This is a genomic window from Pantoea sp. EA-12 (genome assembly GCF_030053355.1).
Taxonomy (GTDB): Bacteria; Pseudomonadota; Gammaproteobacteria; order Enterobacterales; family Enterobacteriaceae; genus Pantoea; species Pantoea vagans_C.
In genome coordinates this window covers 12,278-38,504 of sequence record NZ_JASGBY010000013.1, presented here as the reverse complement: position 1 = coordinate 38,504, position 26,227 = coordinate 12,278, and the positions used below count along the sequence as shown (strand labels likewise).

Sequence of the window (26,227 nt, the reverse complement as noted above, 5' to 3'; positions counted from 1 at the left end):
ATGTTACTTGCGAGCCAACAGGAAACAAGCAATTTTGCCGGGAGAAGGGGAGATTTGTTGCAAGAGAGCAGGGTGCGAGCACCCTGCATTGGTGATCAGCTGGCTCTTTTAACCAGTGGAAGGTCGAAAGCTTTGCGCAGTGCACGGACAAAGGCTTTATCCTGGCAGATGGTTTTGCCGGGGCTATCCGAGAGTTTTGCCACTGGTTTGCCATTGCAGCTCACCAGTTTGATCACGATATTCAGCGGCGTAACGCCGGGAATATCGCAGGTCAGGCGCGTGCCGATACCGAACACCACGTTGGCGCGCTGGCCAAAGTGACGATATAACGCCAAGGCTTTATCCAGATTCAGGTTATCGGAGAACACCAGCGTTTTGCTTTTCGGGTCAATATCCAGGCGCTGATAATGTGCGATGGCCTTTTCACCCCATTCCACCGGGTCTCCGGAGTCATGGCGCAGCCCCTGATAACGGTGCGCGAAGCCTGGCCCAAAATCACGCAGGAAGGCATCCATGGTAATACAGTCAGTGAGGGCGATACCCAGTTGGTCATCATACTCATCCAGCCAGGATTGCAGCGCGGCACGTTGGCTGTTCGCCAACACGGGGCTGATCTGCTGATGAGCCTGGAACCACTCATGTGCCTGGGTACCCACCGGATTGAGCTGTAAGCGGCGGGCCAGATCGTAATTGCTGGTGCCCACTAACCAGGGGAAATCGGCTTTCAGGGTGCTGACAATCGCTTCCTGCACCGCTTTGGAGTAGCGGCGACGAGTGCCGAAATCCATCAGTTGGAAGCGTGACATATCCAGCTCACCCACCTGCTGACGGAAATCCACCAGCTTCTGCTGCAAATGTGTGACCGCTTGATCAACGCCCATTTGCGGCGTGCGATGGCGGTGCACCACTTCACTGATCAGTGCCAGCAGCGGCACTTCCCATAAAATCACTTCACGCCACGGTCCGCTGATCTGAATCGTCAGGCGTCCATTATCATTACGCACCTTAACCTGCGCAGGATCGAAGCGGAATTGGCGTAGCCAGTTGAGGTAATCGGTTTCAAAGAAAGGTAAGCCACTGAGGTAATTATATTCATCGTCGCTCAGGGCGAGAGATTGCAGGGTATCGATCTGTGCGCGAATCTCGTCGGCATACTGGCCGAGCAATTCATCGCCGCGACAGCGAAATTCTGCCGTAACCGGGACATCGTAATAACGATGATAAACGGCCTGCTGCATGTGAAGCTTATACGCATCGGTATCAAGCAGCGTGGTCAAAATCGGGGAAGCGTGTCCAGTCATGGTGCGTTTCAGCATCCTCTTCCGCGGAGCAGAGCCCGGTGTCAACAAAGTCATAAAGACGCAGGAGTATAAAACAGTAATGACCGGGATCACACCATAATTGCGGGTGGCAGGTCGAGGGTCATTTGTGCCATTGTTAATGAATTGTAGCCTTTTCAGTGAAGGCACGCATTGTGCGTGGCAACGAAGGCGCAACCCGCTTAGACTTTGACGGGTAGATAATTCAACGATGCGAGAAGGACTTATGACGCAACAGCCGCAAATTAAATATCGCCACGACTATCGTGCGCCAGATTTCACCATCACCGATATCGATTTAACCTTTGATCTGGATGCTGCCAGCACGCGCGTCACTGCGGTAAGCCAGGTGAAGCGCCTTGGCGCTGCGGATGCCGAACTGCGTCTGGATGGCGAAGACCTCACGCTGGTGTCGCTGGCGGTAGAAGGGCAGCCATGGCCGCACTACCGTGAAGAGGAAGGGGCACTGGTGATCAGCCAACTGCCGGACAACTTTACGCTGACCATTATTAATGACATTCATCCAGACAAGAACACCGCGCTGGAAGGGTTGTACAAATCGGGTGATGCGCTCTGTACCCAGTGTGAGGCCGAAGGCTTCCGCCATATCACCTGGTATCTGGATCGTCCTGATGTGCTGGCGCGCTTTACCACCACCATCATTGCCGATGCCGCGACTTATCCGTTCTTACTGTCTAACGGCAACAAGCTGGAGAGTGGACAGCATGAAAATGGCCGCCACTGGGTGAAATGGCAGGATCCGTTCCCGAAACCCTGCTACCTGTTTGCACTGGTAGCAGGTGACTTCGATGTGCTGCGAGACAGTTTTACCACCCGTTCAGGCCGTAATGTGGCGCTGGAGATCTTTGTCGATCGCGGCAACCTTGATCGTGCTGACTGGGCAATGACCTCGTTAAAAGCCAGCATGAAATGGGATGAAGAGCGCTTTAACCTTGAATACGATCTCGACATCTTCATGATCGTCGCCGTGGATTTCTTCAACATGGGCGCAATGGAGAACAAAGGCCTTAATGTCTTCAACTCCAAATATGTGCTGGCGAAAGCGGAAACCGCGACGGATAAAGACTATCTCGGCATTGAGGCGGTGATCGGGCATGAGTATTTCCATAACTGGACCGGTAACCGTGTTACCTGCCGTGACTGGTTCCAGCTCAGCCTGAAAGAGGGGCTGACCGTGTTCCGCGATCAGGAGTTCAGTTCGGACCTGGGTTCACGCGCGGTGAACCGCATTGATAACGTGCGCGTGATGCGCGGTGCGCAGTTTGCTGAAGACGCCAGTCCAATGGCACACCCGATCCGCCCGGATCAGGTGATTGAGATGAACAACTTCTACACCCTGACCGTTTACGAGAAGGGTTCAGAAGTGATTCGCATGATGCACACCTTGCTGGGTGAGGAAAACTTCCAGAAAGGCATGCAGCTCTACTTTGAGCGCCATGATGGCAGCGCAGCAACCTGTGACGATTTTGTCCAGGCGATGGAAGATGCCTCTAACGTCGATCTGTCGCAGTTCCGCCGCTGGTACAGCCAGGCGGGGACGCCAGTGCTGACAGTACGCGATGACTATAACCCGGAACTGGAGCAATACACCTTGCACGTGACGCAGCGCACCCCGGCGACTGCTGAACAAAAAGAGAAATTACCGCTGCACATTCCGCTGGATATTGAACTGTACGATAACGAAGGCAAAGTGATTCCGCTGCAGCACAATGGTCATCCGGTACATCACGTATTAAGTGTCACGGAAGAGTTCCAGACCTTTATCTTCGATAACGTCCACTTCCAGCCGGTACCTTCATTGCTGCGTGAATTCTCGGCTCCGGTGAAGCTCGACTATAAATGGAGCGATGCACAGCTCACCTTCCTGATGCGTCACGCACGCAATGATTTCTCACGCTGGGATGCGGCACAGAGCCTGCTGGCCACTTATATTCGTCTGAACGTGGCGCGCCATCAGCAGGGACAACCGTTGTCATTGCCGTTGCATGTCGCGGATGCCTTCCGTGCCGTGTTGCTGGATGAGCAGGGCGATCCGGCATTGACGGCGCTGATTCTGTCACTGCCTTCAGAGAACGAAATCGCCGAACTATTTGAGGTGATTGATCCGCAGGCGATCTCGGCAGTACGTGCGGCGTTAGTCCATGCGCTGGCCACGGAGTTGAGTGATGAACTCTATGCGGTGTATCTGGCGAATCAGAGCCAGGCGTACCATATTGAGCATGCGGAAATCGGTAAGCGCTCGCTGAAAAATGTTTGTCTGAGCTATCTGGCCTTCGCAGATGCGGAGCAGGCCGATAAGCTGGTGCAGGCGCAGTATCTGCAGGCGAATAACATGACGGATGCACTGGCGGCGCTTTCAGCGGCGGTGGCGGCGCAATTGCCTTGCCGTGACGCGTTGCTGGCGGCGTACGATGAGCGCTGGCATCAGGATGGTCTGGTGATGGACAAATGGTTTGTGCTGCAGGCCACCAGCCCAGCCGATGACGTGCTGAATAAGGTGCGCGAATTGCTCAACCACCGCTCCTTCACCATGGGCAACCCGAACCGTATTCGTTCGCTGATTGGCGCTTTTGCTGCGGGTAATCCAGCCGCGTTCCACGCTAAAGATGGCAGTGGCTATCAGTTCCTGGTGGAGATGCTGACCGATCTCAACACGCGTAACCCGCAAGTGGCGGCGCGTATGATCGAGCCGTTGATTCGCCTGAAACGCTATGATGCTGAGCGCCAGGCACTGATGCGCAAGGCACTGGAGACTCTGAAAGGACTGGATAAACTGTCGGGCGATCTGTATGAGAAGATCACCAAGGCGTTGAATGCCTGATAAAATTGCGCCGCTACAGGGTATGCACCAATCTGTAGCGGTGCGATTTATCGCGCTTTTCTCTTAACGCTGTTGCGCGAATTTCAGCGGTTGTTCGGAAGTACTGCGTTTCATCACGCGATCCAAAACTTCCGCTTCTAACTCGGCCAGACGCGCCGAACCACGGCGACGTGGACGCGCCAGATCCATGGTTAAATCCAGGCCAATTTGGCCCTCTTCTATTAGCAGTACACGATCGGCCATGGCCACTGCTTCGCTCACATCATGCGTGACCAGCAGCACGGTGAAGTTATGCTGTTGCCACAGCGACTCGATCAATCCCTGCATCTCGATACGCGTCAGGGCATCCAGTGCGCCCAGCGGTTCATCCAGCAGCAGCAACCCCGGACGATGAATCAGCGCACGCGCCAGTGCCACACGCTGTTTTTGTCCACCTGAGAGCGCAGCGGGCCACTCATTGGCACGATCGGCAAGGCCAACGGCATCCAGCGCTTCCAGCGCGGCAGCGCGCCATTCACGCCCTTTTAAACCCAGACCAACATTATCAATCACCTTTTTCCACGGCAGCAGGCGGGCATCCTGGAACATCAAACGGGTATCTTCACGCGCCTGAGCCAGCGGCGCAGTTCCTGCCAGTAACTCGCCACGGGTGGAGGACTCCAGCCCGGCAAGCAGACGCAGCAGGGTACTTTTACCGCAGCCACTGCGGCCAACCACGGCGACAAACTGGCCTGCTGGAATATGCAGGTCGATGTTATTCAAAATGGTGCGATCGCCGTATTGCTTACTGACACCGTTCACACCCACTGGGGTGCCGCTGTTCAGGCGCGACGGGCTCAAAGTTACGTTGCTCATGCGTTCTCCTTTAATTGGTAAGCCGGATGCCAGCGCAGCCATACGCGCTCCAGCAGTTGGGCAGCAACATCGGCCAGCTTGCCGAGCAGCGCATAGAGAATGATGGCAACTACCACCACATCGGTTTGCAGGAATTCACGGGCATTCATCGCCAGATAACCAATGCCGGAGTTGGCAGAGATGGTTTCGGCAACAATCAGCGTCAACCACATCAGCCCAAGAGCAAAGCGGACACCGACCATGATGGAAGGCAGGGCGCCGGGCAAGATCACCTGGATAAACAGGCTCCAGCCGGAAAGACCATAACTACGCGCCATCTCCACCAGACCCCGATCAATATTGCGAATGCCGTGATAGGTGTTGAGGTAGATCGGGAACAGTGTGCCTAATGCCACCAGGAAAATTTTGGCCGATTCATCAATGCCGAACCACAGGATCACCAGCGGAATCAGAGCCAGATGCGGCACGTTGCGCAGCATCTGCACCGAGGTATCCAGTAAACGTTCGCCCACGCGTGATGTGCCGGTTATCAGCCCGAGAATCAAACCAATCGATCCGCCGATGGCGAAACCAATGGCGGCACGCCAGCCGCTGATTGCCAGGTTTTGCCATAACTCTCCGCTAACGGTCAGCTTCCAGAACGTAATGATGATGTTTTCCGGGGACGGAAGGATGCGGGTTGACAGCCAACCCACTTGTGAAGCGAGTTGCCACACCACAATCAGCAGTACCGGCAGCGCCCAGGGGAGCAGGGCATTCGTCAGCTGTTTTTGTATCTTTGCCATCATCAACTCCTTAACTCTGTGACACTTTCTGTGGTGTGAAATCATTCGCCACCGCTTCACCGTGTGCCTGCACTACGCGTGGCTTCGGCACTTCCGGGATGGCTAAATCAAGATGCGGGAACAGCAGTTCGCCGACACGATAAGCCTCTTCGAGATGCGGATAGCCCGAGAGAATAAAAGTCTCAATGCCTAAGTCCTGATACTCCTGCATGCGCGCCGCCACGGTGCGGCCATCACCCACCAGCGCGGTACCGGCTCCGCCACGCACTAAACCGACACCGGCCCACAGATTCGGACTGATCTCCAGCTTGTCACGGCGGCCGCCATGCAGCGCAGCCATACGCTGCTGGCCGACGGAATCGGTGCGGGCAAAGGCAGCCTGCGCTTTGGCAATGGTGGCATCATCGAGGTGGGCAATCAGACGATCGGCCGCCTGCCATGCCTCTTCATTGGTTTCGCGCACAATCACGTGCAAGCGAATACCGAAACGCACTTTGCGGCCCTGTGCGGCGGCTTTGGCCCGCACCTGGTCAATTTTTTCTTTCACTAATGCCGGAGGCTCACCCCAGGTGAGATAGACATCGACCTGTTCTGCGGCGAGATCCTGGGCAGCGTCTGACGAACCGCCAAACCACAGTGGCGGACGGGGTTGCTGCACCGGTTTAAACATCAAACGCGCACCACGCACCTTGACGTGTTTGCCCTCGTAATCCACCGTCTCGCCCTCGGAAACACGACGCCATACGCGGGTGAACTCAGCGGACTCTTCATAACGTTCACGGTGATCGAGGAACACGCCATCACCCGCCAGTTCTTCGGGATCGCCACCGGTTACCAGGTTAAACAGTGCGCGGCCATTGGATAGACGATCCAGCGTTGCAGCCTGGCGTGCCGCTTGCGTGGGGGAAATCACGCCAGGACGTAACGCCACCAGGAAGCGCAGACGCTGTGTCACCGGAATCAGTGACGCCGCCACCAGCCATGCATCTTCACAGGAGCGGCCAGTAGGGATCAGTACGCCACCAAAACCGAGGCGATCGGCGGCCTGTGCAATTTGCTGCAGATAGCCGTGGTCTACAGGACGTGAGCCTTCTGCGGTGCCGAGGTAGTGCCCATCACCGTGGGTCGGGAGAAACCAGAATACGGATACGCTCATGATTCAATTCCTTATGGCTGGGCCGATTGTGGATGCCAGATACGGTCAGCGATATTCACTTTTACCGGCATCAAATGGTTGGCGTAAAACAGATCGGCCGTTTGCTGTTGGGCCTGCGCGGTGTGGGCGCTGACCGGCGTGATGGTTGTCGGTGGACGGTGGTCGAGGTAGCTGGCAATCACCGGCTTCGGTAAGCCCATGGCTTGCGCTAGCAAGTCGATGCTTTGGTCACGTTGGCTGCGAGTGAGTGCATCGGCATCACTAAATGCCTGCAATACCTGTTGCACAAAAGGGCCATTAGCTTGCGCGTATTTGCGCGTGGCTAAATAGAAGGAGCCGGTTTGATTGAGCTTGCTGCCATCCACCAGGACCCGCACATTGCCTTGCAGCAGTGCGGCAGAGTAATAAGGATCCCAAATCGCCCAGGCATCCACATCGCCTTGCTGGAAAGCGGCGCGGGCATCGGCAGGGGTCAGATAAGTCGGTTGGATGTCTTTAAAACTCAGCCCAGCCTGCTCCAGTGCGCGTAGCAGCAGATTGTGCGAGCTGGAACCTTTCTGGAACGCCACTTTATGGCCTTTCAGGTCGGCAACGGTTTTGATCGGGCTATCCTTCGGCACCAGAATCACTTCCGCTTGCGGCTTGGGTGGCTCCGAACCGACATACAGCAGATCGGCGCCTGCAGCCTGCGCGAACAGCGGTGGGATATCGCCGGTGCTGCCCACATCAATGCTGTCGACATTCAGGGCTTCCAACATCTGCGGTCCCGCTGGAAATTCGATCCATTTAATTTTGGTATGCGGGAAACGCTGCTCCAGCAGTTGGTGTGATTTGGCCAGCACCATACTGACGGAACCCTTCTGATAGCCAATGCGCAACTGGTCTGGGGTATCAGACGCGCCAGCACTGCCGCTCAAAGAAAAGAGCGCGGCAAATGCCGGTAACAGTAAGCCCGTAAACATCCTTTTCATTGTTCTTCCTTTAAACCGCGTGAGCATAGGGTTGATGGCGACGATGCAACGCATGCCAGAAGGTATCCAAGGCATCATCAATGCGATCGGCCAGTTGTTGGTCCAGTTCTGGTTGGCGGTCGTAATGTAGAATCTGACCGTCGGTGGCAAATACGCCGTGCAGTACTTCCTGCGCTTTAAGGGCGTTAAGCACCGGCTTGAGGGCATAATCCACCGCCAGTAAATGCGAAGCACTGCCACCGCTGGCCAGTGGCAGCACCACTTTATGTTCCAGGGCTCGTTCCGGCAGCAAGTCGAGCAGCGTTTTCAACGCGCCAGAAAACGAGGCTTTATAAATGGGCGTGGCGACAATCAGGCCATCGGCGATCGCCAGATCGGCTTTAAGTGCCGCCAGTGCGGGGGAATCAAAGCGTGCATACAGGAGGTCCTCCGGCTGAAAGTTGTGAATATTCCATGGAATCACCTCAACACCGCGTGTTTCCAGCGCGTGTTGGCACAGGCTGAGCAGTGCCGTAGAGCGTGAAGGGAAGCGAGGGCTGCCCGCCAGCGTAATAACCCGCATGGTCACTCCTTATAACTGAAAGTTATTAATTATCTGATATTGAGAACTGATGTGTTCAATACTGGCAGAGCAGCCTGCGAGGCTTAAATGATTTATCCGGAAATCTTTAGTCGCGAAGTGGGATTACGCCAGGCATACAAGGGAGGGGGCGATGAGCGACAGAAAAAGTTAGGTTTATTCCTAAAAGTACTTTGCAATAGATGCATTTCAATTAAGCCGCACCGGGTAAAAACTGCAATCAATGATTAAAAAATATGATGCATGGTTAAATTAGAGGTGTAACCACCGATACATCCTTAAACATTTTTAAATCGCAACCCCATTGTCAGGGTAACGTCTGAAAATAAAGTATAAAAATGAGTTTGATGTTTTTTGGAAATGCGCAGATTCGGAATATCGCCAGGGAAACGGTTTTCGACTCTATCATAGCGTGGCTTTTTAGCGGGCAATTAAAGGGTGTTGGATACATCAAAGGTTAACAGTCTTACAAATTATATTTTATTCTGCTTACAATTATTGGGTATTTATATGACACGATTCTCCCTTTTCTGTAGTCGTATTGAACAATTGAGAGTCTGATCCCAGTTATCTGGCCTGGCTACGTTGGAATTATCATTTCATGCCTGTTTATAATCGGTTGAGTTTAATTCCGCTAAATATCGATAACGAAATTTTCTTTTTCATTTACGCCACCTGGTGTGGCAAGTGACGCCATTGCGTCAACCTTATTACGTTGGGGAGAGGAATATGGGAAGAACTTCACTGGCTCAGTCTTCTACTGAAGTGCGGGCCACATCTGCTTCTTATGCCCGTGATTCATCACCTGATGTGGCCGATCCTCAGCTGGTGAGTTATTGGTTGCAGGCCGATGCGGGGAATAACGGATTGTGCGCGTCGTTGCTACCCACTTTTCCGCACGGCGCGCCTGCAGAAGATGACTTCGTACTGTTTAGCGCCGAGTGTGGCACATTGCCAGCCAGTTTATTGCAGGATATCGCGAAGCTTAGCGACCAGCGACCGGAGCTGAATTGCTTCATCATTTCGCTGGCTACCCGTGAGCTGGCGAATGGTTTACATGGCTCATCACAGTTGTTTCAACAATTGCAGGAGAAGCAGTGGTGGCAGCAGGGTGCATTCGCCGTGGTGCTTCGTTCCGGTATAGCCAAACTGGCCGAGCCGCTGCAAAGCGTACAGGATGTGATGTTGGTGGGTTTGCTGAATACACAATCGGTTTGGCTGCTCGATTACGCCAGCGAAATGGCAATGAAGACGTCATTACAGGATCAGTCGCCATTTTCCTATCAACAATTTATTACTGATTATGAAAAAATCACCCGTTTATCACACTATATCCCGGAGCGAAAACACTATCGCGAAACTTATTTGCGCAATGGTTTACTCCAGTTGGTTCAGCAAGAGTTGAACACCGCCGGGAAATTCTCTAATAATGTGCGGCACGCCATAACGTACTTTTCCGCAAGCTTTCCCGCACGCAATTCGATGGAAAAACTGATGTTGAAACAACCGGACATCTATTTTTTATTAATGAAGATGAGGAAAAAACCTGGAGCTTAGCGCCAGAGTTAATTTTAAGAATAACTCCTGTGTGCGGCTGAATAAATTTATGTCACGCTGAAGGCTACTGAGATTAATACCCAGATGCCTAAATACCTATGTCTATAAAACGTAACGCAATTGCCAACTATGTTGGGCAGATCTATCTGACTCTGTCAGGTATTTTGGTTGTACCACTTTATATTCAGCACTTAGGAATGGAAGCCTACGGTTTAGTGGGTTTCTTTTCGATCTTGTTAACCTGGTTACAATTGTTGGATGCTGGCGTCTCCACCACGTTGATGCGTGAAGCGGCGCGATACCGCGCTAATCAGACAGAGTACGTGTGGTTTCCGGCGCTGTTCAACACGCTCACCAAATTTTTCCTGCTTTCAACTATTGTGCTAGTGATGTTGGGTTGGCTGGCGACGCCGTGGATTGCTACACACTGGCTTGATGCGCGTCATCTGCCTGCCAACGACGTGGTGATTTGTGTGGCGATCATGGTCATCACCGCCGCGATTCGCTGGCGCACCAGCCCCTATCGCAGCGTGATTGTTGGCTTTGAGCATCAGGTATGGCTGAACGCAGTCAACTTGATTATCACAACGCTGCGTACTTTTGGCGCGGTTCTGGTGATTCAGCTGTTCTCTAATCCAGTGTTGGCGTTCTTTATTTGGCAACTACTGGTGTCAATTGTCGAAGCGGCGTGCTGCATTTACAAATCTTGCCAGCTTATTCCGAGCGCGGCGCGTAAAGAGAAGCGCGACGATTTGAAAGAGGTGCTGAAACCATTTATACGCTTCGCACTGAGTGCCGCTTTCTCCAGCGCAGTATGGACCTTTATTTCCCAGATTGACCGTTTGGTGCTGTCGAAAACTTTACCGCTCAGCGAGTACGGTTCATTTACCGTGGTCGCTACCGCTGCGACAGGGATTCTTCTGCTCAGTAGCCCGATCATGCAGGCGATAGTGCCCCGCATGACCGGTATGAAAACCCGTAAAGAGGGGGATGCTGAATCCCTGAGACTCTATCGCTACACCACGCAAGCCGTGTCGATATTTATGGCACCGCTGAGTATGACTATTGCCTGCTATGCCGGGCCGCTGCTGTGGGCATGGACACAGAAAACCCAGATCGTCGATGAGATGGCATTTGTGCTCAGTTTATATGCGTTGGGCAGCGGCATTCAGGCGATCTGCGGTTTGCTATATCACCTGCAATACATCAACGGCAACCTCAAGCTGCATATGCAAGGTTTCACCTGCTTTGCCATTATTCTGGTGCCGCTTAATATCTGGTGCGCTATGCACTTCGGTGCGTTGGGCACCGGCTGGCTGTGGCTGGGGCAAAACATCTTCTACTTAGTGGGATGGGCGTGGCTGGTACACCGCCGTTTTGCGCCGGGCATCCATTTTACCTGGTTAACGCGCGACGTGATGCTGATTTGGGCGGTTTCAGCGCTGATCGCTTGGCTGAGCACTTTCCTGCCAATTACGTGGGATCAAAACCGCTGGATCAACCTGTTGTGGTTGGGCGCGATCGGCTTATTCAATTTAGGCGTGTGCTGCCTGCTGCACAGTGTGGTGCTGAAGCGTCTGAAAGTTCCGCTGTTTAACGTTGAGGAAAGAGGATGAACATGATCACTGCACGTCGTGTTCCTACCGTATCGGTGATTGTGCCGAACTGGAATTGCGCCCCCTGGCTGGCAGAAGCGATGGGTTCACTGCTGCGCCAGTCATCGCCGCCCGAACAGATCATCATTATTGATGATGGCTCAAGCGATAACAGCGTGGCGTGGTTGACGGCTTTTGCTGAACAGTATCCGCAAGTCACGCTTCTGAGTGGCGAACGCGATGGCGTCAGCGCGGCACGCATGAAGGGTTTGGCGGCGGCCACTGGCGACTTTGTCTATTTCATGGATGCCGACGATTTTGTATCCAGCGAGCTGTTCGCCGATTTTCGTCGCGTGCAGGCGCGCCATACAGAAATCGATCTGTTCTGTTTCGGCGCAAAAATGTTTTACGATGTGCCCGTTGCACAGCGCCATTATCAGACCATTCATCAGCGCCACGTTTACGGCCTGCTGCCAGGCGGCAGCGCCAGTTTGCGTAGTTTGATGCAGTATCAGTCGGCACATCGCGTGGTATGGAGTAGCATTATTTCGCGCCGTCTAATCGACCAACTTGGTTTGCGTTTCCTGCCGATTCAGAACCACGAAGACGCACCGTTTATGTTCGCGCTTTATATGCTTGCACGCGGTATTTACTGCACCAGCCAGAGTTATTACTACAAACGCTTTATGTTCAGCTCGTTGTCGCAAAGCACCCGCGATTTCTCTTGGGTGAAAAATTACTTTATTGCACGCAACAGCAGCGAACAGTTTTTGCGCGATCAACAATTGCCGCTGGATGAAGCTTTGCTCGATAACTATTACCAAACGGTGATGCACGGTTGCCTCACACAGATACGAAAAAACCACATGGTGATCCCGGCCGAATGGCAGCCGCAGGTGAATCAACTTGTGAGCAAGGTGCTGCGAAACAGTGCGCGCCTCAAACTGCTGTGGTATTGCCCGCCAATTTATCTGGGGCTGCAGGCGTGCCGCACTCAACTTGGACGTTATTCTACGCGTCGCTGACACCGATCAAATCGCCATGTAGTTGAGTAATTTACTTTTGCGCCGGAGGCCTTTACCATTCTGGCGCACAAATTTGCGTGCACCCGACTTCCCTCGCTTCCGCTATTCAGGAGAGTGCATGTTATATCCTATTGTCCGGCCGGCGCTGTTTAAGCTTGATCCAGAGCGTGCGCACGAACTTACCTTGCAACAATTACGTTTTATCAGCGGTACCCCGCTGGAAGGGCTGATTCGCCAGTCGTTGCCATCGCGCCCGGTCAGTTGCATGGGACTGACTTTCCCGAACGCCCTGGGCCTGGCCGCAGGGCTGGATAAGAATGCGGAGTGCATTGATGCTTTCGGTGCGATGGGCTTCGGTTTTGTTGAAGTGGGGACTGTCACGCCACGCCCACAACCGGGTAATGATAAGCCGCGCATGTTCCGCTTAGTGGAAGCGGAAGGGATTATTAACCGCATGGGCTTTAATAATCACGGTGTCGATCACTTAGTCGAGAACGTTAAAAAGGCGCGCTTTAAAGGTATCCTCGGTATCAATATTGGCAAAAATAAAGACACGCCGGTAGAGCAGGGTAAAGACGATTATCTGATCTGCATGGAGAAGGTGTATGCCCATGCTGGTTATATTGCCATCAATATTTCCTCACCGAATACGCCGGGATTACGCACGCTGCAATATGGCGAAGCGCTGGACGATCTTCTGTCTGCGATCAAATTAAAACAAAAAGAACTGCAAGAACGGCAGCTTAAATATGTGCCGGTGGCGGTGAAGATCGCGCCGGATCTTTCAGAAGAAGAATTGATCCAGGTTGCCGACAGTTTGGTGCGCCATGAAATTGACGGTGTGATTGCGACAAATACCACCCTCGATCGTGCATTGGTGGCGGGCGTAAAATATGCTGACGAAATGGGTGGATTAAGTGGCCGTCCGGTGCAATCCCGCAGCACGGAAGTGATCCGCCGCTTGTCGCAGGAGCTGCAGGGCCGTCTGCCGATTATTGGTGTGGGTGGCATTGATTCACTGGTTTCTGCGCGTGAAAAAGTCGCCGCCGGTGCAACCTTGGTACAGATATACTCCGGTTTTATTTATAAAGGCCCAACGTTAATTAAAGATATCGTGACCCACCTCTAAGACATTTCTCACTTTCCCGCGCCGGGGGGTTTATTTATCCCTTCGGCTCGTTTATATTTTGTGCTGCTGATGCACTTTTCAGCTTTTCTTTAGCATCATATTTTTAAAATTAAGCGCCGTTTAGCGCAGCGATAAACTACAGGGCACATCATGAAAATTAAACCTGATGACAACTGGCGTTGGTATTTCGACGCAGAGCATGACCGCATGATGCTGGATTTGGCAGACGGCATGTTATTTCGCTCGCGCTTCTCGCGTAAAATGCTGACGCCGGATGCATTTAATGAAAGCGGTTTTTGTGTGGATGACGCCGCGCTCTATTTTACTTTTGAAGAACGTTGCCGTCAGAGTGGATTAAAAGGCGATCAACGTGCCGAATTAGTATTAAATGCCTTGGTCGCCAGCCGTTTTCTCAAACCTCTTATGCCGAAAAGCTGGCATTTCACCAGCCATGCGCAAAGCTGGCAGCCCAGTGCGGGCGATATGGTCGCCGTGACATTAGCGGACAGCGGAGAGCGGGCGCAGTTGCTGGTGGTTGAGAGCGGTGAAAATGCGGCGCTGTGCCTGCTGGCACAAAATGCGTTATCGGTTGCCGGTAAAGGCATGCAGCTAGGCGATGCAATCAAGATTATGAACGATCGCCTGCATCCTCACCAGCAGGAACAAGCGGCCCACCTGGCGAGAGCTGTTTAAAGGCTTACGCCAGTTCGATGTCACCTGCCGGAATACAGCTGCAGCTGAGAATGGTGCCATCTGCACGCACTGCACTTTTCTTCAACGCTTTTACTTCGCCAGATACCAGCGTTACCTTGCAACTGCCGCAAATCCCGGCACGACAGGAGTAAGGGATGCGAAAGCCCTGCATCTCCAGCTGTTCCAGCAACACTTGCTGATTGTCACCGATAAACGCATTTCCCTGATAGCCAATGGTCACTTCAGCCTGGTTGCTGGCGGCCGGCTTCAGCGTTTCTACCACCTCACCTGGACCATAAGCTCGCGGCGTCTGTCGCTCAAGAATGGTGACGGCATCGCCCACCCGAATCACGCCGCTGTTCAGCGCGATGAGATTCAAGCCAAAATCGATATCGCCGCTGCCATCCTGGCCGCTGCGGAAGCGTTGCAACGTGGCCAGCGGTTCGCCCTCAGGGTGTTTACGTCCGCTTTCGGTGCCAACGGTGGTGAACACGCAGCGGCTACAGGGCTTGGGCATCTCAAAGGTGATATCGCCAATTTTGAGGGTTTTCCAGCTGTCTTCATCCCAGGCATCGGCACCACTGACCACCAGATTAGGACGGAATTGCTCAACCCGGACGCTGGCGGGGCAGCGTTGCTGGAGATCCTGTAAAGACGACATATTCACCAGCAGGAAAGGAAAACCGTCAGCAAAACTGAGCGGCACGCTTTCAAAGCGTTTCACCCGGCGGGTTGGCGCGATTCCGGTCCAGCGCAACTGTACCGGGCGCGGGAAGAAACCGCTCAGCCACTGGTTAATCTCTGCAGGCGCGATATGTGAAGTGAAGGTATTGCCCCACACTTCAGTCGGTGCCTGCTGGGCGGTGAAATCGCTGAAGCGGATCAGCGCCTGGCTGCCGTCGGGCGCATTGAGAAATAAGCCATCGGGCAACAGCGCTGGGGTAAAGCGGACCATCTCCGGATACTGCCGGGCGGTAATAAACGTCCCGTCTAATTCTGTCACCATAAAGATGCGATCAAACGCTAAACCGCTCTCCAGCACCTGAGCATGAGACAGTTGCAAACCGCGCATGGATTTGACCGGATGAATGTAGAGGCGAGAGAGCGTAATCATCAAAACTCCAACAAGACAAAAAGAAGCTAACTTTATGACATAGGACGCTGATTCGCTATAATGCGCAACAATTTTAGCAAGAGTAAAAAGTGACGATATGAATTCTCTGTTTGCCAGTACGGCGCGTGGGCTCGAAGAGCTGTTAAAAACTGAGCTGGACGCGCTGGGTGCGCAGGATTTGCAGGTGGTGCAGGGCGGCGTCCACTTCCGAGCCGACGACCGTGTAATGTACCAAAGCCTGCTGTGGAGCCGCCTGGCTTCGCGTATTTTGCTGCCGCTGGGAGAATTTGGCGTCTGGAGCGATCTCGACCTGTATGTTGGGGCGCAAAGTATCCCCTGGACCGAGATGTTCGACAGCAACACCAGTTTTGCTATCCACTTCAGCGGCACCAACGAAGTGATCCGCAACAGCCAGTTTGGTGCGTTGCGCATCAAAGACGCAATTGTAGATAGCTTTACGCGTCAGAACCTGGAACGTCCAAGCGTTGATCGTGAACAGCCGGGCATTCGTATTAATGCGTGGCTGAATAAAGATCGCGTGAGCATCGCGTTGGATCTTAGTGGCGATGCGCTGCATCAGCGTGGTTATCGCCAGCAAACCGGCCCGGCGCCGTTGAAAGAAACGCTGGCCGCCGCCATTGTGATGCGCTCAGGCTGGCAGAGCAGCACGCCGCTGATCGATCCAATGTGTGGTTCCGGCACCTTACTGCTGGAAGCCGCATTGATCGCCACCGATCGCGCACCAGGCCTGTTACGTACCCATTGGGGCTTTAATCGCTGGAAAAAACACAATCAAGCGGTCTGGCAGGAAGTGCACAGCGAAGCGAAAGAGCGAGCGCGCATCGGTACCGCTTCCGCGACTGCCCGTTTCTATGGTTATGACAATGACAGCCGTGTGCTGGAGTCCGCCCGTGCTAATGCGCGTCGTGCAGGGGTGTTCGAACTCTTTACCTTCGCGCAGCAGGATGTCATCAAGCTGAAAAATCCGCTGGCGGGTCAGGATGTGACGGGCACGGTGCTGAGCAACCCCCCTTACGGTGAGCGTCTGGAAAGTGAACCAGCACTGATCGCCCTGCACAGCCTGCTTGGCCGTATCATGAAACAGCAATTTGGTGGCTGGAATTTGTCGCTGTTTAGCGCTTCCCCCGAACTGTTGAGCTGCCTGCAACTGCGCGCCGATCGCCAGTTCAAAGCGAAAAATGGCCCGCTGGAATGCGTGCAGAAAAACTACCAGCTGGCCGCGAACAGTGGTGAAGGTAGCGCACAGATCGCGGAAGACTTCGCCAACCGTCTGCGCAAAAACCTGAAGAAGCTGGAGAAGTGGGCGCGTCAGTCCAACATCGAATGCTATCGCCTGTATGATGCCGACCTGCCAGAATATAACGTGGCGGTTGACCGTTACGGTGAGTGGGTGGTGATTCAGGAGTATGCACCGCCTAAAACGGTCGATGCCAATAAAGCGCGCCAGCGTCTGTTTGACGTCATCAGTGCGACTCTGAGCGTGCTGGAGATCCCCGCCAACCGTTTGGTGATGAAAACCCGTGAGCGGCAGAAAGGAAAAAACCAGTATCAGAAATTAGGCGAGAAGGGTGACTTCTTCGAAGTTCAAGAGTTTGACGCGCGTCTGCTGGTGAATCTCACTGACTATCTGGATACCGGTCTGTTCCTCGACCACCGTCTGGCGCGTCAGATGCTGGGTAAAATGAGCGCGGGCAAAGATTTCCTTAACCTGTTTGCTTACACCGGTACGGCCAGTGTGCACGCCGGTTTAGGTGGGGCAAAAACCACCACCACAGTGGATATGTCGCGTACCTATCTGGAGTGGGCTGAGCGTAACCTGCGTCTTAATGGCCTGACCGGACGCCAACACCGTTTGATGCACGCGGATTGCCTGAGCTGGCTGCGTGACAGTGACGAGCAGTTTGATTTGATCTTCATCGATCCGCCGACGTTCTCTAACTCCAAACGTATGGAAGAGGATTTCGACGTGCAGCGCGATCACATGATGCTGATGCAGAATCTGAAACGTCTGCTGCGTCGCGGTGGGACCATTATGTTCTCTAATAACAAGCGCGGCTTCAAAATGGATCTCGATGGTTTAGCCCGTCTGGGTCTGCAGGCGCAGGAAATTACCCAAAAAACGTTGTCGCAAGATTTTGCGCGCAATCGTCAAATTCACAACTGCTGGCTGGTTAGCCACGCCGGTAAGGAATAAGTTTTATGTCACTGATCAGTATCCATGGCGCTTACCTCTCTTTCAGCGATGCGCCGCTGTTGGATAACACCGAACTGCACATCGAAGAAGGCGAACGTGTCTGTCTGGTCGGCCGTAACGGCGCAGGCAAATCCACGCTGATGAAAATCATCAACGGTGAACAACCGCTGGATGATGGCCGCATTATTTATGAGCAGGATTTGGTGGTCTCGCGCCTGCAACAGGATCCTCCCCGCAATATTACCGGTTCGGTTTATGACTTCGTTGCTGAAGGTGTGGCGGAGCAGGCGGAGCACCTCAAGGCTTACCACGCGATTTCCCATCTGGTGATGGAGGATCCGAGCGAGAAAAACCTGAATGAGATGGGGCGTCTGCAAACCATTCTGGATCACCAGAATCTGTGGCAGTTGGACAGCCGTATCAACGACGTCTTGCAGCAGATTGGTTTAGAAGCGGATACCGAGCTTTCTTCACTCTCCGGCGGATGGCTGCGTAAAGCGGCGCTCGGCCGTGCGCTGGTCAGCAATCCGCGCGTGTTGATGCTCGACGAACCGACTAACCACCTCGATATCGAAACCATCGACTGGTTGGAGACGTTCCTCAAGACCTTTACCGGCAGCATCGTGTTTATTTCGCATGACCGTTCATTCATCCGCAATATGGCGACGCGCATTGTCGATCTCGATCGCGGCAAACTGGTCTCCTGGCCAGGTGACTACGATCAGTTCCTGTTGGGTAAAGAAGAAGCGCTGCGTGTGGAAGAGATGCAGAACGCTGAGTTTGACCGCAAACTGGCGCAGGAAGAAGTGTGGATCCGTCAGGGCATCAAAGCGCGTCGTACCCGTAACGAAGGCCGTGTGCGTGCTTTGAAGGCGCTGCGTCGTGAACGCTCTGAGCGCCGCGATGTGATGGGCAAAGCCAATATGCAGGTCGGCGAAGCCGCGCGCTCAGGTAAAATTGTCTTCGAGCTGGAGAATGTGAACTACAGCGTGGAGGGCAAAACGCTGGTGCGTGACTTTTCTACTCAGGTGCAGCGCGGCGATAAAATTGCGCTTATTGGTCCGAACGGCTGCGGTAAAACCACTTTACTGCGCCTGATGCTGGATCAGCTTAAAGCCGACAGCGGCCGCGTGCATTGTGGCACCAAGTTAGAAATTGCTTACTTTGACCAGCACCGTGCTGAACTGGACCCGGATCGTACCGTGATGGACAACCTCGCGGAAGGCAAACAGGAAGTGATGGTTAACGGTAAACCGCGCCACGTGCTGGGTTATCTGCAAGACTTCCTGTTCCATCCTAAACGTGCGATGACGCCGGTGCGTGCATTGTCTGGCGGTGAGCGTAATCGCCTGTTGCTGGCGCGTCTGTTCCTTAAGCCAAGCAACCTGCTGATTCTTGATGAACCGACCAACGACCTCGACGTGGAAACGCTGGAGTTGCTGGAAGAGCTGGTGGATGGCTATCAGGGCACCGTGATGCTGGTCAGTCATGACCGTCAATTCGTGGATAACACCGTCACTGAGTGCTGGATCTTTGAGGGTAATGGTGAGATCGGTGCCTTTGTCGGCGGCTACCATGATGCGCAGCTGCAGCGGAGTGCTTACAAACAGACTAAATCGTCTGCGGTGAAAAGCGCTTCTCCAGCGGCAAAACCGGTCGAAAAAACCGATGCGTCCAAACGTAGCGCAGGCAAGCTAAGCTATAACCTGACGCGTGAACTGGAACAGCTACCGCAAAAACTGGAGCAACTGGAAACACGTATCGGTGAATTGCAGGCGAAAATGAGCCATCCGGACTTTTTCAGCCAGCCACACGATAAAACCCAGCCTGTCCTGGATGCATTAGCGCAAACCGAACAAGAGCTGGAAGTGGCGTTTGAGCGCTGGGAAGAGTTAGAAGCGTTGAAAAACGGCGCGTAACACAGAGGAAGTCAGCATGTGTGCAACGGATCAGGCGCATCAGTGGATACTCTGTCCACAATGTGATTTAACCGTGAAACTGCCTGCCGTGCCGGTGGGCAGCCGCGCGCGTTGTCCACGTTGTCACACCACGCTCACCGCTAACTGGCATGAGCCGCGCAAACGCCCAACCGGGTACGCTTGCGCGGCACTCTTTATGCTGGTGCTGGCGAATCTTTTTCCGTTCATTAACATGCATGTTGCCGGGTTGAGCAGCCAGATTTCGCTGCTCGAAATTCCTCAAGTGATGGACCGCGAAGACTATCGCAGCCTGGCCACGCTGTTTATGCTGTTTGTGCAGGGCATTCCGGCTTTCTGCATGATCACCATTATTTTGCTGGTCAATCGGGTACGGATGCCGCATAGCCTCAGGCTGGGGCTGGCGCGTATTCTTTTCCAGCTGCGTAGCTGGGGCATGGCCGAAATCTTTATGGCTGGTGTGCTGGTGAGTTTCGTCAAGCTGATGGCATATGGCGATATTGGTCTGGGCAGCAGCTTCTGGCCGTGGTGCCTGTTTTGTGTCTTGCAACTGCGTGCTTTTCAGTGTGTCGATCGCCGCTGGGTATGGCAGCGCATCGACCCTCTTCCTCCACTGCCCATCGTGCCAATGGCGGGGATCAGTGGCCTGAAGCAGGGACTACGCAGTTGCCCTTGTTGTACCGCGATATTATCCAGTGCGCAGGGGGAGTGCCCACGTTGTGGCGTAGTCGCGCCAGCTCGGCGGAAACACAGTTTGCAATGGACGCTGGCGCTACTGGTCACCTCCGTGATGCTCTACATCCCCTCAAATATTATGCCGATCATGGTGACCGAAACGCTGGGTTCACAATATCCGTCAAACATCATGGCCGGGGTGATTCTGCTGTGGAGTGATGGGTCATGGCCGGTAGCGCTGGTGATCTTTGTCGCCAGTATTATGGTGCCGACATTGAAAATGTTGGCGATTGCCTGGCTTTGCTGGCACGCCAGCGGGCGCGGGCAGCGCGATGACGAAAAAATGCACCTGATTTATGAGGTGGTGGAATTTGTTGGCCGTTGGTCAATGATCGATGTGTTTGTGATCGCCATTCTCTCCGCGCTGGTGCGGATGGGACGGTTGATGAGTGTTTATCCTGCGCCAGGCGCGCTGCTGTTTGCAATGGTGGTGATTCTCACCATGTTTGCAGCCATGACCTTTGATCCGCGCCTGATTTGGGATCGACTACGGGAAACTGAACGTAAGGAGCCGCGTCTTGACGGACAACCATCACGGGACTGCTGAGGTAGACCAGATTAAACGCTGGTCACCGGTATGGATCGTACCCATCGTCACGCTATTAATTGGTGGCTGGATCCTGTTTTATCATTTTAGCCATCAGGGCCCGGAAGTGACGTTGATCACCGAGAGCGCTGAAGGCATCGAGGCCGGAAAAACCACCATTAAAAGCCGCAGCGTTAACGTCGGTGTGGTGGAGAGTGCGGTGTTGACGGATGATCTGCACCACGTGGAGATCAAGGCACGCCTCAATTCAGGTATGGAAAAACTGTTGCATGGTGACAGCGTGTTCTGGGTGGTGAAACCGCAGATTGGTCGCGAAGGGATCACCGGCCTTGGCACTTTGCTGTCTGGTGCCTATATCGAACTTCAGCCGGGGACTAAAGGCGACCAACCTGAACGTTATCAGCTACTTGATGCGCCTCCGCTGGCTCCGCCGGATGCTAAAGGTATTCGTGTGACGCTGGATAGCAAAAAGGCCGGCCAGCTTAATGCAGGCGATCCAGTGCTGTTCCGTGGCTACCGTGTCGGTACGGTTGAAACAAGTACCTTTGATACCGAAAAGCGAATGATGACCTATCAGCTGTTTATCGCCGCACCTTATGATCGTCTTGTCACTACCAATGTGCGCTTCTGGAAAGACAGCGGCATTGCCGTTGATATGTCGGCATCCGGCATGCGGGTTGAAATGGGATCGCTGACCACGCTGTTTAGCGGTGGCGTCAGTTTTGACGTGCCAGATGGCGCGGAACTGGGGCAGGTGGCGGCTAACAAGGCGGAGTACCACCTGTTTGACGATCAGCGCAGCATCCAGGATTCACTCTACACTCAGCACACAGATTTCCTGCTGTTCTTCACCGATTCAATTCGTGGCCTGCAGGTGGGTGCTCCGGTTGAGTTCCGCGGTATTCGTCTGGGAACTGTTTCTCAGGTGCCTTACACCATTCCCGGTGTGAATCAGGCGTTGAACACGGATTATCGTGTACCTGTATTGATTCGCATCGAACCCGATCGTTTTATCAGTCGACTGGGTGGTGATTTCAATCTTGAGCAACATCTGCAGGATGGTAAGAAGCGCGGCCTGCGCGCCACGCTAAAAACCGGTAACCTGCTGTCAGGTGCGCTGTTTGTGGATCTGGATTTCTACGACAATGCGCCGGCGTACAAAGGGCCGAACGAAGTGGCGGGTCTGGAAGTGATCCCAACCGTCAGCGGTGGGCTGAGTCAGATTCAACAGAAGTTGGTCGCCGCGCTGGATAAGATCAACGCGCTTCCTCTCAATCCGTTGCTTGAGCAAGCAACCGGAACGTTGAAAGAGAGCCAGCGTACGATGCAGCACATGCAGAAAACGCTGGATAACCTGAATCAAATCACTGCCAGCCCGGCGATGAAAAAGTTACCTGAGGATATGCAGCAAACCTTACGTGAGCTGAATCGCAGTATGAAAGGGCTGCAACCGGGATCGCCAGCTTACAACAAGCTGGTGGGGGATATGCAGCGACTGGATCAGGTACTTCGTGAACTGCAGCCGGTACTGAAGACGCTCAATACCAAGAGCAACGCGCTGGTGTTTGAAGCTAAACCGGGCGAGGACCCGCAGCCAAAGAGGGCGAAACAGTGAGAAAAGGGCTGATTATGGGTGCGCTGCTGCTATTGGCAGGGTGCAGCAGCACCATCGAAAACACCTATTACCAGCTGCCTTCGGGCAGCAATATGGCTCGGGTGGACAGTGCATCCAGTGGCAACCAGCCGATGATTTGGGTCGAGCAGGTGACGGTGCCCGATTACATGGCGGGCAATGGGTTGGTGTATCAAACCAGCGATGTGAAATATGTGATTGCCGCCAATAACTTGTGGGCCAGCCCGCTTGACCAGCAACTGCAGCAAACGCTGGTGACAAACTTAAGTAAAGCACTGCCGGGGCGCCTCGTCTCCGGTTCACCGCTCGGTGATACCCACGATACGTTGTCCGTTAACGTCACTGGATTCCAGGGGCGTTATGATGGTCAGGTGGTGGTCAGCGGCGAGTGGTTACTGCAACATGAAGGGCGACTAATCAAACATGGCTTTAATCTGACGCTGCCGCAATCGGAAGATGGCTATGATGCTTTAGTACGCACTCTGGCTCTCGGCTGGCAGCAAACTGCGCAACAAATCGCAAATAGTGTCATTTCGCTAAATTAAGATTTGTTCGATGCTTATGCTAAGTCCTTGATTTGCTGTTGTGTGATCGCAGTCAAATCAGGGGCTTTTTTTATTGTCGAATCAGCCAGATATACAGGGAATTGACAATTATATATGTCGATTTAACGGCGAAATGATGACATTGGCGTGAATTTTGCGCATTGACCTTTCTTCTGCTTGGGGTTAGAACATTACTGTGGTTGAACATTAAAACACCACTCTTTCTTTCCACCCAGATTCCACCAGACCTGAAATGAGGGAAACGAGGCATGAAGAGACAGAAGAGAGACCGCCTGGAACGAGCACATTCACGAGGCTATCAAGCCGGGATTACGGGGCGCTCAAAAGAGATATGCCCTTATCAAATGATCGATGCGCGGTCTTACTGGTTGGGAGGTTGGCGTCAGGCCATGGAGGACAGGTCGGCGGTGGCCTAGCACTGTCGAATGTCTATCAATAAGGAAGAAACCTCCGCTGCGTGCGGAGGTTTTCGTTTGGCAGATTAGAAAGCAGAGGTGTCTTTAAACAGACCCACTTTCAAATCGGTCGCGGTATAAATCAGGTTACCGTCGACAAACACTTCACCATCAGCCACGCCCATCACCAGTTTACGGTTGATCACGCGCTTGAAGTGAATTTTGTAGGTCACTTTTTTCGCCGTTGGCAGAACCTGGCCAGTGAATTTCACTTCACCCACGCCCAGTGCACGGCCTTTACCTTCGGCACCCAGCCAACCCAGGTAGAAGCCAACCAACTGCCACATGGCATCGAGGCCGAGGCAGCCAGGCATTACCGGGTCGCCTTTAAAGTGGCAATCGAAGAACCACAGGTCAGGGCGGATATCCAGTTCGGCTTCCACAAAACCTTTGTCAAATTTACCGCCGTCTTCGGTCATCATGACCACGCGGTCCATCATCAACATGTTATCAGAGGGAAGCGGCGGTCCATTTTCGCCAAACAGTTCGCCGCGACCTGAGGCAACCAGGTCTTCTTTGCTATAGGATTCGCGTTTATCTACCATGTTCTCAATATGCCTTCTTTTAGTGAAGCCCGAATATTAGCGAACAGTTGTACGCTGGGCAAATCAATCAGCGGTGGTTAAACCAGTTGAGCCAGCGTAACGGCCATGGACGATGGCGTATTTCTTGCTGATTGAACTGGGCAATGCGCTCTTGAATGGTGTTTAACAGTGACTCACCGTTCTCACTTTGCCACGCCACACCCGTCAGCAGCGGCAGTGCCTCATCAACGCTTTCGATCGCCCAGATGTGAAACTGCTCTTGTTTCACCGCATCGACCACTGCCTGGCTGAGGCTTAAATGACGTACGTTGCTGGCAGGCAGAATCACCCCTTGTTTACCGGTCAATTCGCGAGACTGGCAAATCTGGAAGAAGCCTTCAATTTTCTCATTCAGGCCACCGACAGGCTGCACATTACCAAACTGATCAACCGAACCGGTTACAGCAATCTGCTGATTGAGCGGCTGATTCGCCAGGGCGCTGATTAAGGCGCACAGCTCAGCCAGTGAGGCGCTATCACCATCCACTTCGGAATAGGATTGTTCAAACACCAGCGACGCAGAGAAGGGGAGCTGCTGCTCAAGTTCCAACTCGGCAATCAGGTAGGCTTGCATAATCATCATGCCTTTCGCATGAATGTTGCCGCCTAACTCCGCTTTGCGTTCAACATCGGTGAATTCGCCATCGCCAGGATGCACCACACAGGTAATACGTGAAGGCTCGCCCCACGGGCGCGGATGGCCTGGGAATTCCACCACGGACAGACCATTGATCTGCCCAACCACTTCACCTTCCGTTTCAATCATGATCTGATTAAGCAGGATTTCATCGCGCATGCGCTCAGCAAGGTAGCTCTCGCGCCACTCACGCGCTTCCAAAGCATCTTTCAATGCTTCAGCATTCATGTTGTCACCGTGCAGCGCAGTCTCCTGCAACTGGCGACGTAACCAACGTGGACAGAGCGGTAACGTGTCCTGATCGCCAGTAAAACGCACGCCTTCCGTGATCAACAGCGGCCAGAAATCCGCTTCAGGATGCTCCAGCCCAGCTTGCTCTGCCTGTGTGAGTGTCCACTGGCACCAGAAGGTCATGTCCTCTTCATCATTGACCTGCAGGTTCTCTTCGAACTCGCTGTACAGCGCCATTTCATGCACTTCAGCATCCAGTTCCTGGAAGCTGGCCAGTGCATCACGGTCACCACATAGCACCAGACGCAGTTGCAGTGGCAAAGAAGGGATGCTGACCGGCAGCGGCTGGCGCTCATCCTGTGAGTACCAGTCAAAGCGTTCTTGCTCGATGCACTTACGCAAACGCAGCCACAGCAGCGGTTGAGCCAGCAATGTGTTGACGGAAAGGATCAGGGTTCCGCCGTTGGCACGGTGAATCAGGCCCGGTTCCGGCTGAATACGGTCTTTGTATTGACGAACGCAGCCAAACAGCTGTTCCGATTCAATCCAGTCAGCGTAATGCACACCGCCTTGGCTGGTGAAAGGGCGATTGGCGTCACTGGGTGGTATCAAGCTGATGTTATCGCCCATCACATGATAATCACCACCATACAGCGTGACGTCGTCGGGCTGGAAGCGTTGGGCGGCTTCGGCAATGCAGGCGAGGTAGTCGCTGTTTTCCTGACTACGCAGTAACAGCAGCGGAAAACCCAGTGATTGATGATGCAAATGCGCCAGCGCATTCAGCAGACGCGGCTGAACCGCGGCAAGACTATCGCTATCCTCCAGTGAGACATGTGAGAAAATGGATTGGTAGCGGGTGCTATCCGGCTGCAGGGCTTGCCACGTAATTTGAGTGCTGGTCAAAATATTCGCATTAGTCAGATTCAGGAAAAGCGCGATTATACAGGAATCAACCGGGTTAAGCACTGCGGAGTTCCAGCCCGAAATGTGATGACCGCAACATGTTTTTCCTTGCTGCATCCATGAAAAAAGCTGTTATTCTTAGTTTGTTACGTGATCACGA

The 26,227-nt window shown here is 53.5% G+C and carries 21 protein-coding genes; 12 read left to right on the top strand and 9 right to left on the bottom strand.

The annotated features are described in order from the left end of the window. Positions 1-95 precede the first annotated feature (95 nt). A complete protein-coding gene (gene pncB / locus QMZ30_RS18525; protein WP_502921491.1) occupies positions 96-1,301 on the bottom strand; it encodes a nicotinate phosphoribosyltransferase in 1,206 nt (401 codons plus the stop codon). 244 nt (positions 1,302-1,545) lie between these two features. On the opposite strand from pncB, the gene pepN reads away from it, so the two are divergent. Further along, positions 1,546-4,161, top strand: coding sequence for an aminopeptidase N (gene pepN / locus QMZ30_RS18520; protein WP_283228521.1), 2,616 nt, complete (start codon positions 1,546-1,548; stop codon positions 4,159-4,161). A gap of 63 nt (positions 4,162-4,224) precedes the next feature. Here the strand turns inward: pepN and ssuB are convergent, their stop codons facing one another. From ssuB to ssuE, 5 genes are read right to left on the bottom strand one after another with little or no spacing between them, the layout of a single operon-like run. After that, on the bottom strand, positions 4,225-5,016 hold the full coding sequence (ssuB, locus tag QMZ30_RS18515; RefSeq protein WP_283228520.1) for an aliphatic sulfonates ABC transporter ATP-binding protein: 792 nt from the start codon (positions 5,014-5,016) through the stop codon (positions 4,225-4,227). Then, positions 5,013-5,801, bottom strand: coding sequence for an aliphatic sulfonate ABC transporter permease SsuC (gene ssuC / locus QMZ30_RS18510; protein ID WP_039328981.1), 789 nt, complete (start codon positions 5,799-5,801; stop codon positions 5,013-5,015). Before ssuC ends, ssuB begins: the two co-directional genes overlap by 4 nt. 10 nt (positions 5,802-5,811) lie before the next feature. Then, a complete protein-coding gene (gene ssuD, locus QMZ30_RS18505) occupies positions 5,812-6,957 on the bottom strand; it encodes an FMNH2-dependent alkanesulfonate monooxygenase (RefSeq protein ID WP_283228519.1) in 1,146 nt (381 codons plus the stop codon). A gap of 11 nt (positions 6,958-6,968) precedes the next feature. After that, positions 6,969-7,919: a sulfonate ABC transporter substrate-binding protein gene (locus tag QMZ30_RS18500; protein ID WP_502921490.1), complete on the bottom strand. Its 951-nt coding sequence runs from the start codon at positions 7,917-7,919 to the stop codon at positions 6,969-6,971. A 19-nt stretch (positions 7,920-7,938) separates the two neighbouring features. Further along, positions 7,939-8,490, bottom strand: a complete 552-nt coding sequence (gene ssuE / locus QMZ30_RS18495) for an NADPH-dependent FMN reductase (RefSeq protein WP_283228517.1) — start codon at positions 8,488-8,490, stop codon at positions 7,939-7,941. Positions 8,491-9,204: 714 nt separating this feature from the next. Between ssuE and QMZ30_RS18490 the strand changes: the two genes are divergently transcribed. From QMZ30_RS18490 to QMZ30_RS18470, 5 genes are all read left to right on the top strand, one after another. Then, a complete protein-coding gene (locus QMZ30_RS18490) occupies positions 9,205-10,065 on the top strand; it encodes a hypothetical protein (protein WP_283228516.1) in 861 nt (286 codons plus the stop codon). Positions 10,066-10,163: 98 nt separating this feature from the next. Beyond that, the gene (locus QMZ30_RS18485) at positions 10,164-11,681 is read left to right on the top strand and encodes a lipopolysaccharide biosynthesis protein (protein ID WP_283228515.1); all 1,518 of its coding nucleotides are present in this window, start codon (positions 10,164-10,166) and stop codon (positions 11,679-11,681) included. After that, positions 11,678-12,685 carry a glycosyltransferase family 2 protein gene (locus tag QMZ30_RS18480; protein WP_283228514.1) on the top strand — a complete coding sequence of 336 codons (1,008 nt, stop codon included), beginning with the start codon at positions 11,678-11,680 and terminating at the stop codon, positions 12,683-12,685. The genes QMZ30_RS18485 and QMZ30_RS18480 overlap by 4 nt, the downstream gene beginning before the upstream one ends. Before the next feature lie 118 nt (positions 12,686-12,803). Next, positions 12,804-13,814 carry a quinone-dependent dihydroorotate dehydrogenase gene (gene pyrD, locus QMZ30_RS18475; RefSeq protein WP_283228513.1) on the top strand — a complete coding sequence of 337 codons (1,011 nt, stop codon included), beginning with the start codon at positions 12,804-12,806 and terminating at the stop codon, positions 13,812-13,814. A 150-nt stretch (positions 13,815-13,964) separates the two neighbouring features. After that, the gene (locus QMZ30_RS18470; protein WP_283228512.1) at positions 13,965-14,507 is read left to right on the top strand and encodes a cell division protein ZapC; all 543 of its coding nucleotides are present in this window, start codon (positions 13,965-13,967) and stop codon (positions 14,505-14,507) included. Between the two features lie 4 nt (positions 14,508-14,511). On the opposite strand, the gene QMZ30_RS18465 is transcribed toward QMZ30_RS18470, so the two are convergent. Next, positions 14,512-15,621 (bottom strand): YcbX family protein, encoded by a 1,110-nt coding sequence (locus tag QMZ30_RS18465; protein WP_283228511.1) that lies wholly within the window; start codon positions 15,619-15,621, stop codon positions 14,512-14,514. Between the two features lie 97 nt (positions 15,622-15,718). On the opposite strand from QMZ30_RS18465, the gene rlmKL reads away from it, so the two are divergent. The 6 genes from rlmKL (at position 15,719) to rmf (ending at position 23,670) form a co-directional block, all read left to right on the top strand. Continuing rightward, positions 15,719-17,836 (top strand): bifunctional 23S rRNA (guanine(2069)-N(7))-methyltransferase RlmK/23S rRNA (guanine(2445)-N(2))-methyltransferase RlmL, encoded by a 2,118-nt coding sequence (gene rlmKL / locus QMZ30_RS18460; RefSeq protein WP_283228510.1) that lies wholly within the window; start codon positions 15,719-15,721, stop codon positions 17,834-17,836. Positions 17,837-17,841: 5 nt separating this feature from the next. Next, the gene (locus tag QMZ30_RS18455; protein WP_283228509.1) at positions 17,842-19,755 is read left to right on the top strand and encodes an ABC transporter ATP-binding protein; all 1,914 of its coding nucleotides are present in this window, start codon (positions 17,842-17,844) and stop codon (positions 19,753-19,755) included. 16 nt (positions 19,756-19,771) lie between these two features. Beyond that, entirely contained in the window at positions 19,772-21,055 is a 1,284-nt protein-coding gene (gene pqiA, locus QMZ30_RS18450) for a membrane integrity-associated transporter subunit PqiA (protein ID WP_283228508.1), read from the top strand. Next, the gene (gene pqiB / locus QMZ30_RS18445; RefSeq protein WP_283228507.1) at positions 21,027-22,670 is read left to right on the top strand and encodes an intermembrane transport protein PqiB; all 1,644 of its coding nucleotides are present in this window, start codon (positions 21,027-21,029) and stop codon (positions 22,668-22,670) included. The genes pqiA and pqiB overlap by 29 nt, the downstream gene beginning before the upstream one ends. Then, positions 22,667-23,233 carry a membrane integrity-associated transporter subunit PqiC gene (gene pqiC, locus QMZ30_RS18440; protein WP_283228506.1) on the top strand — a complete coding sequence of 189 codons (567 nt, stop codon included), beginning with the start codon at positions 22,667-22,669 and terminating at the stop codon, positions 23,231-23,233. Before pqiB ends, pqiC begins: the two co-directional genes overlap by 4 nt. Positions 23,234-23,502: 269 nt before the next feature. After that, on the top strand, positions 23,503-23,670 hold the full coding sequence (gene rmf, locus QMZ30_RS18435) for a ribosome modulation factor (RefSeq protein ID WP_007887362.1): 168 nt from the start codon (positions 23,503-23,505) through the stop codon (positions 23,668-23,670). A gap of 65 nt (positions 23,671-23,735) precedes the next feature. On the opposite strand, the gene fabA is transcribed toward rmf, so the two are convergent. Then, positions 23,736-24,254 carry a bifunctional 3-hydroxydecanoyl-ACP dehydratase/trans-2-decenoyl-ACP isomerase gene (gene fabA, locus QMZ30_RS18430; RefSeq protein ID WP_034820448.1) on the bottom strand — a complete coding sequence of 173 codons (519 nt, stop codon included), beginning with the start codon at positions 24,252-24,254 and terminating at the stop codon, positions 23,736-23,738. Between the two features lie 67 nt (positions 24,255-24,321). After that, positions 24,322-26,184, bottom strand: a complete 1,863-nt coding sequence (locus QMZ30_RS18425) for an AAA family ATPase (protein WP_283228505.1) — start codon at positions 26,182-26,184, stop codon at positions 24,322-24,324. Positions 26,185-26,227: the final 43 nt, after the last annotated feature.

What these genes read in the sequence shown, in the direction of transcription:
- pncB (WP_502921491.1), bottom strand. Translation starts at nt 1,301, where the DNA reads ATGACTGGACACGCTTCCCCGATTTTGACCACGCTGCTTGATACCGAT.
- pepN (WP_283228521.1), top strand. Translation starts at nt 1,546, where the DNA reads ATGACGCAACAGCCGCAAATTAAATATCGCCACGACTATCGTGCGCCA.
- ssuB (WP_283228520.1), bottom strand. Translation starts at nt 5,016, where the DNA reads ATGAGCAACGTAACTTTGAGCCCGTCGCGCCTGAACAGCGGCACCCCA.
- ssuC (WP_039328981.1), bottom strand. Translation starts at nt 5,801, where the DNA reads ATGGCAAAGATACAAAAACAGCTGACGAATGCCCTGCTCCCCTGGGCG.
- ssuD (WP_283228519.1), bottom strand. Translation starts at nt 6,957, where the DNA reads ATGAGCGTATCCGTATTCTGGTTTCTCCCGACCCACGGTGATGGGCAC.
- QMZ30_RS18500 (WP_502921490.1), bottom strand. Translation starts at nt 7,919, where the DNA reads ATGTTTACGGGCTTACTGTTACCGGCATTTGCCGCGCTCTTTTCTTTG.
- ssuE (WP_283228517.1), bottom strand. Translation starts at nt 8,490, where the DNA reads ATGCGGGTTATTACGCTGGCGGGCAGCCCTCGCTTCCCTTCACGCTCT.
- QMZ30_RS18485 (WP_283228515.1), top strand. Translation starts at nt 10,164, where the DNA reads ATGTCTATAAAACGTAACGCAATTGCCAACTATGTTGGGCAGATCTAT.
- QMZ30_RS18480 (WP_283228514.1), top strand. Translation starts at nt 11,678, where the DNA reads ATGAACATGATCACTGCACGTCGTGTTCCTACCGTATCGGTGATTGTG.
- pyrD (WP_283228513.1), top strand. Translation starts at nt 12,804, where the DNA reads ATGTTATATCCTATTGTCCGGCCGGCGCTGTTTAAGCTTGATCCAGAG.
- QMZ30_RS18470 (WP_283228512.1), top strand. Translation starts at nt 13,965, where the DNA reads ATGAAAATTAAACCTGATGACAACTGGCGTTGGTATTTCGACGCAGAG.
- QMZ30_RS18465 (WP_283228511.1), bottom strand. Translation starts at nt 15,621, where the DNA reads ATGATTACGCTCTCTCGCCTCTACATTCATCCGGTCAAATCCATGCGC.
- rlmKL (WP_283228510.1), top strand. Translation starts at nt 15,719, where the DNA reads ATGAATTCTCTGTTTGCCAGTACGGCGCGTGGGCTCGAAGAGCTGTTA.
- QMZ30_RS18455 (WP_283228509.1), top strand. Translation starts at nt 17,842, where the DNA reads ATGTCACTGATCAGTATCCATGGCGCTTACCTCTCTTTCAGCGATGCG.
- pqiA (WP_283228508.1), top strand. Translation starts at nt 19,772, where the DNA reads ATGTGTGCAACGGATCAGGCGCATCAGTGGATACTCTGTCCACAATGT.
- rmf (WP_007887362.1), top strand. Translation starts at nt 23,503, where the DNA reads ATGAAGAGACAGAAGAGAGACCGCCTGGAACGAGCACATTCACGAGGC.
- fabA (WP_034820448.1), bottom strand. Translation starts at nt 24,254, where the DNA reads ATGGTAGATAAACGCGAATCCTATAGCAAAGAAGACCTGGTTGCCTCA.
- QMZ30_RS18425 (WP_283228505.1), bottom strand. Translation starts at nt 26,184, where the DNA reads ATGCAGCAAGGAAAAACATGTTGCGGTCATCACATTTCGGGCTGGAAC.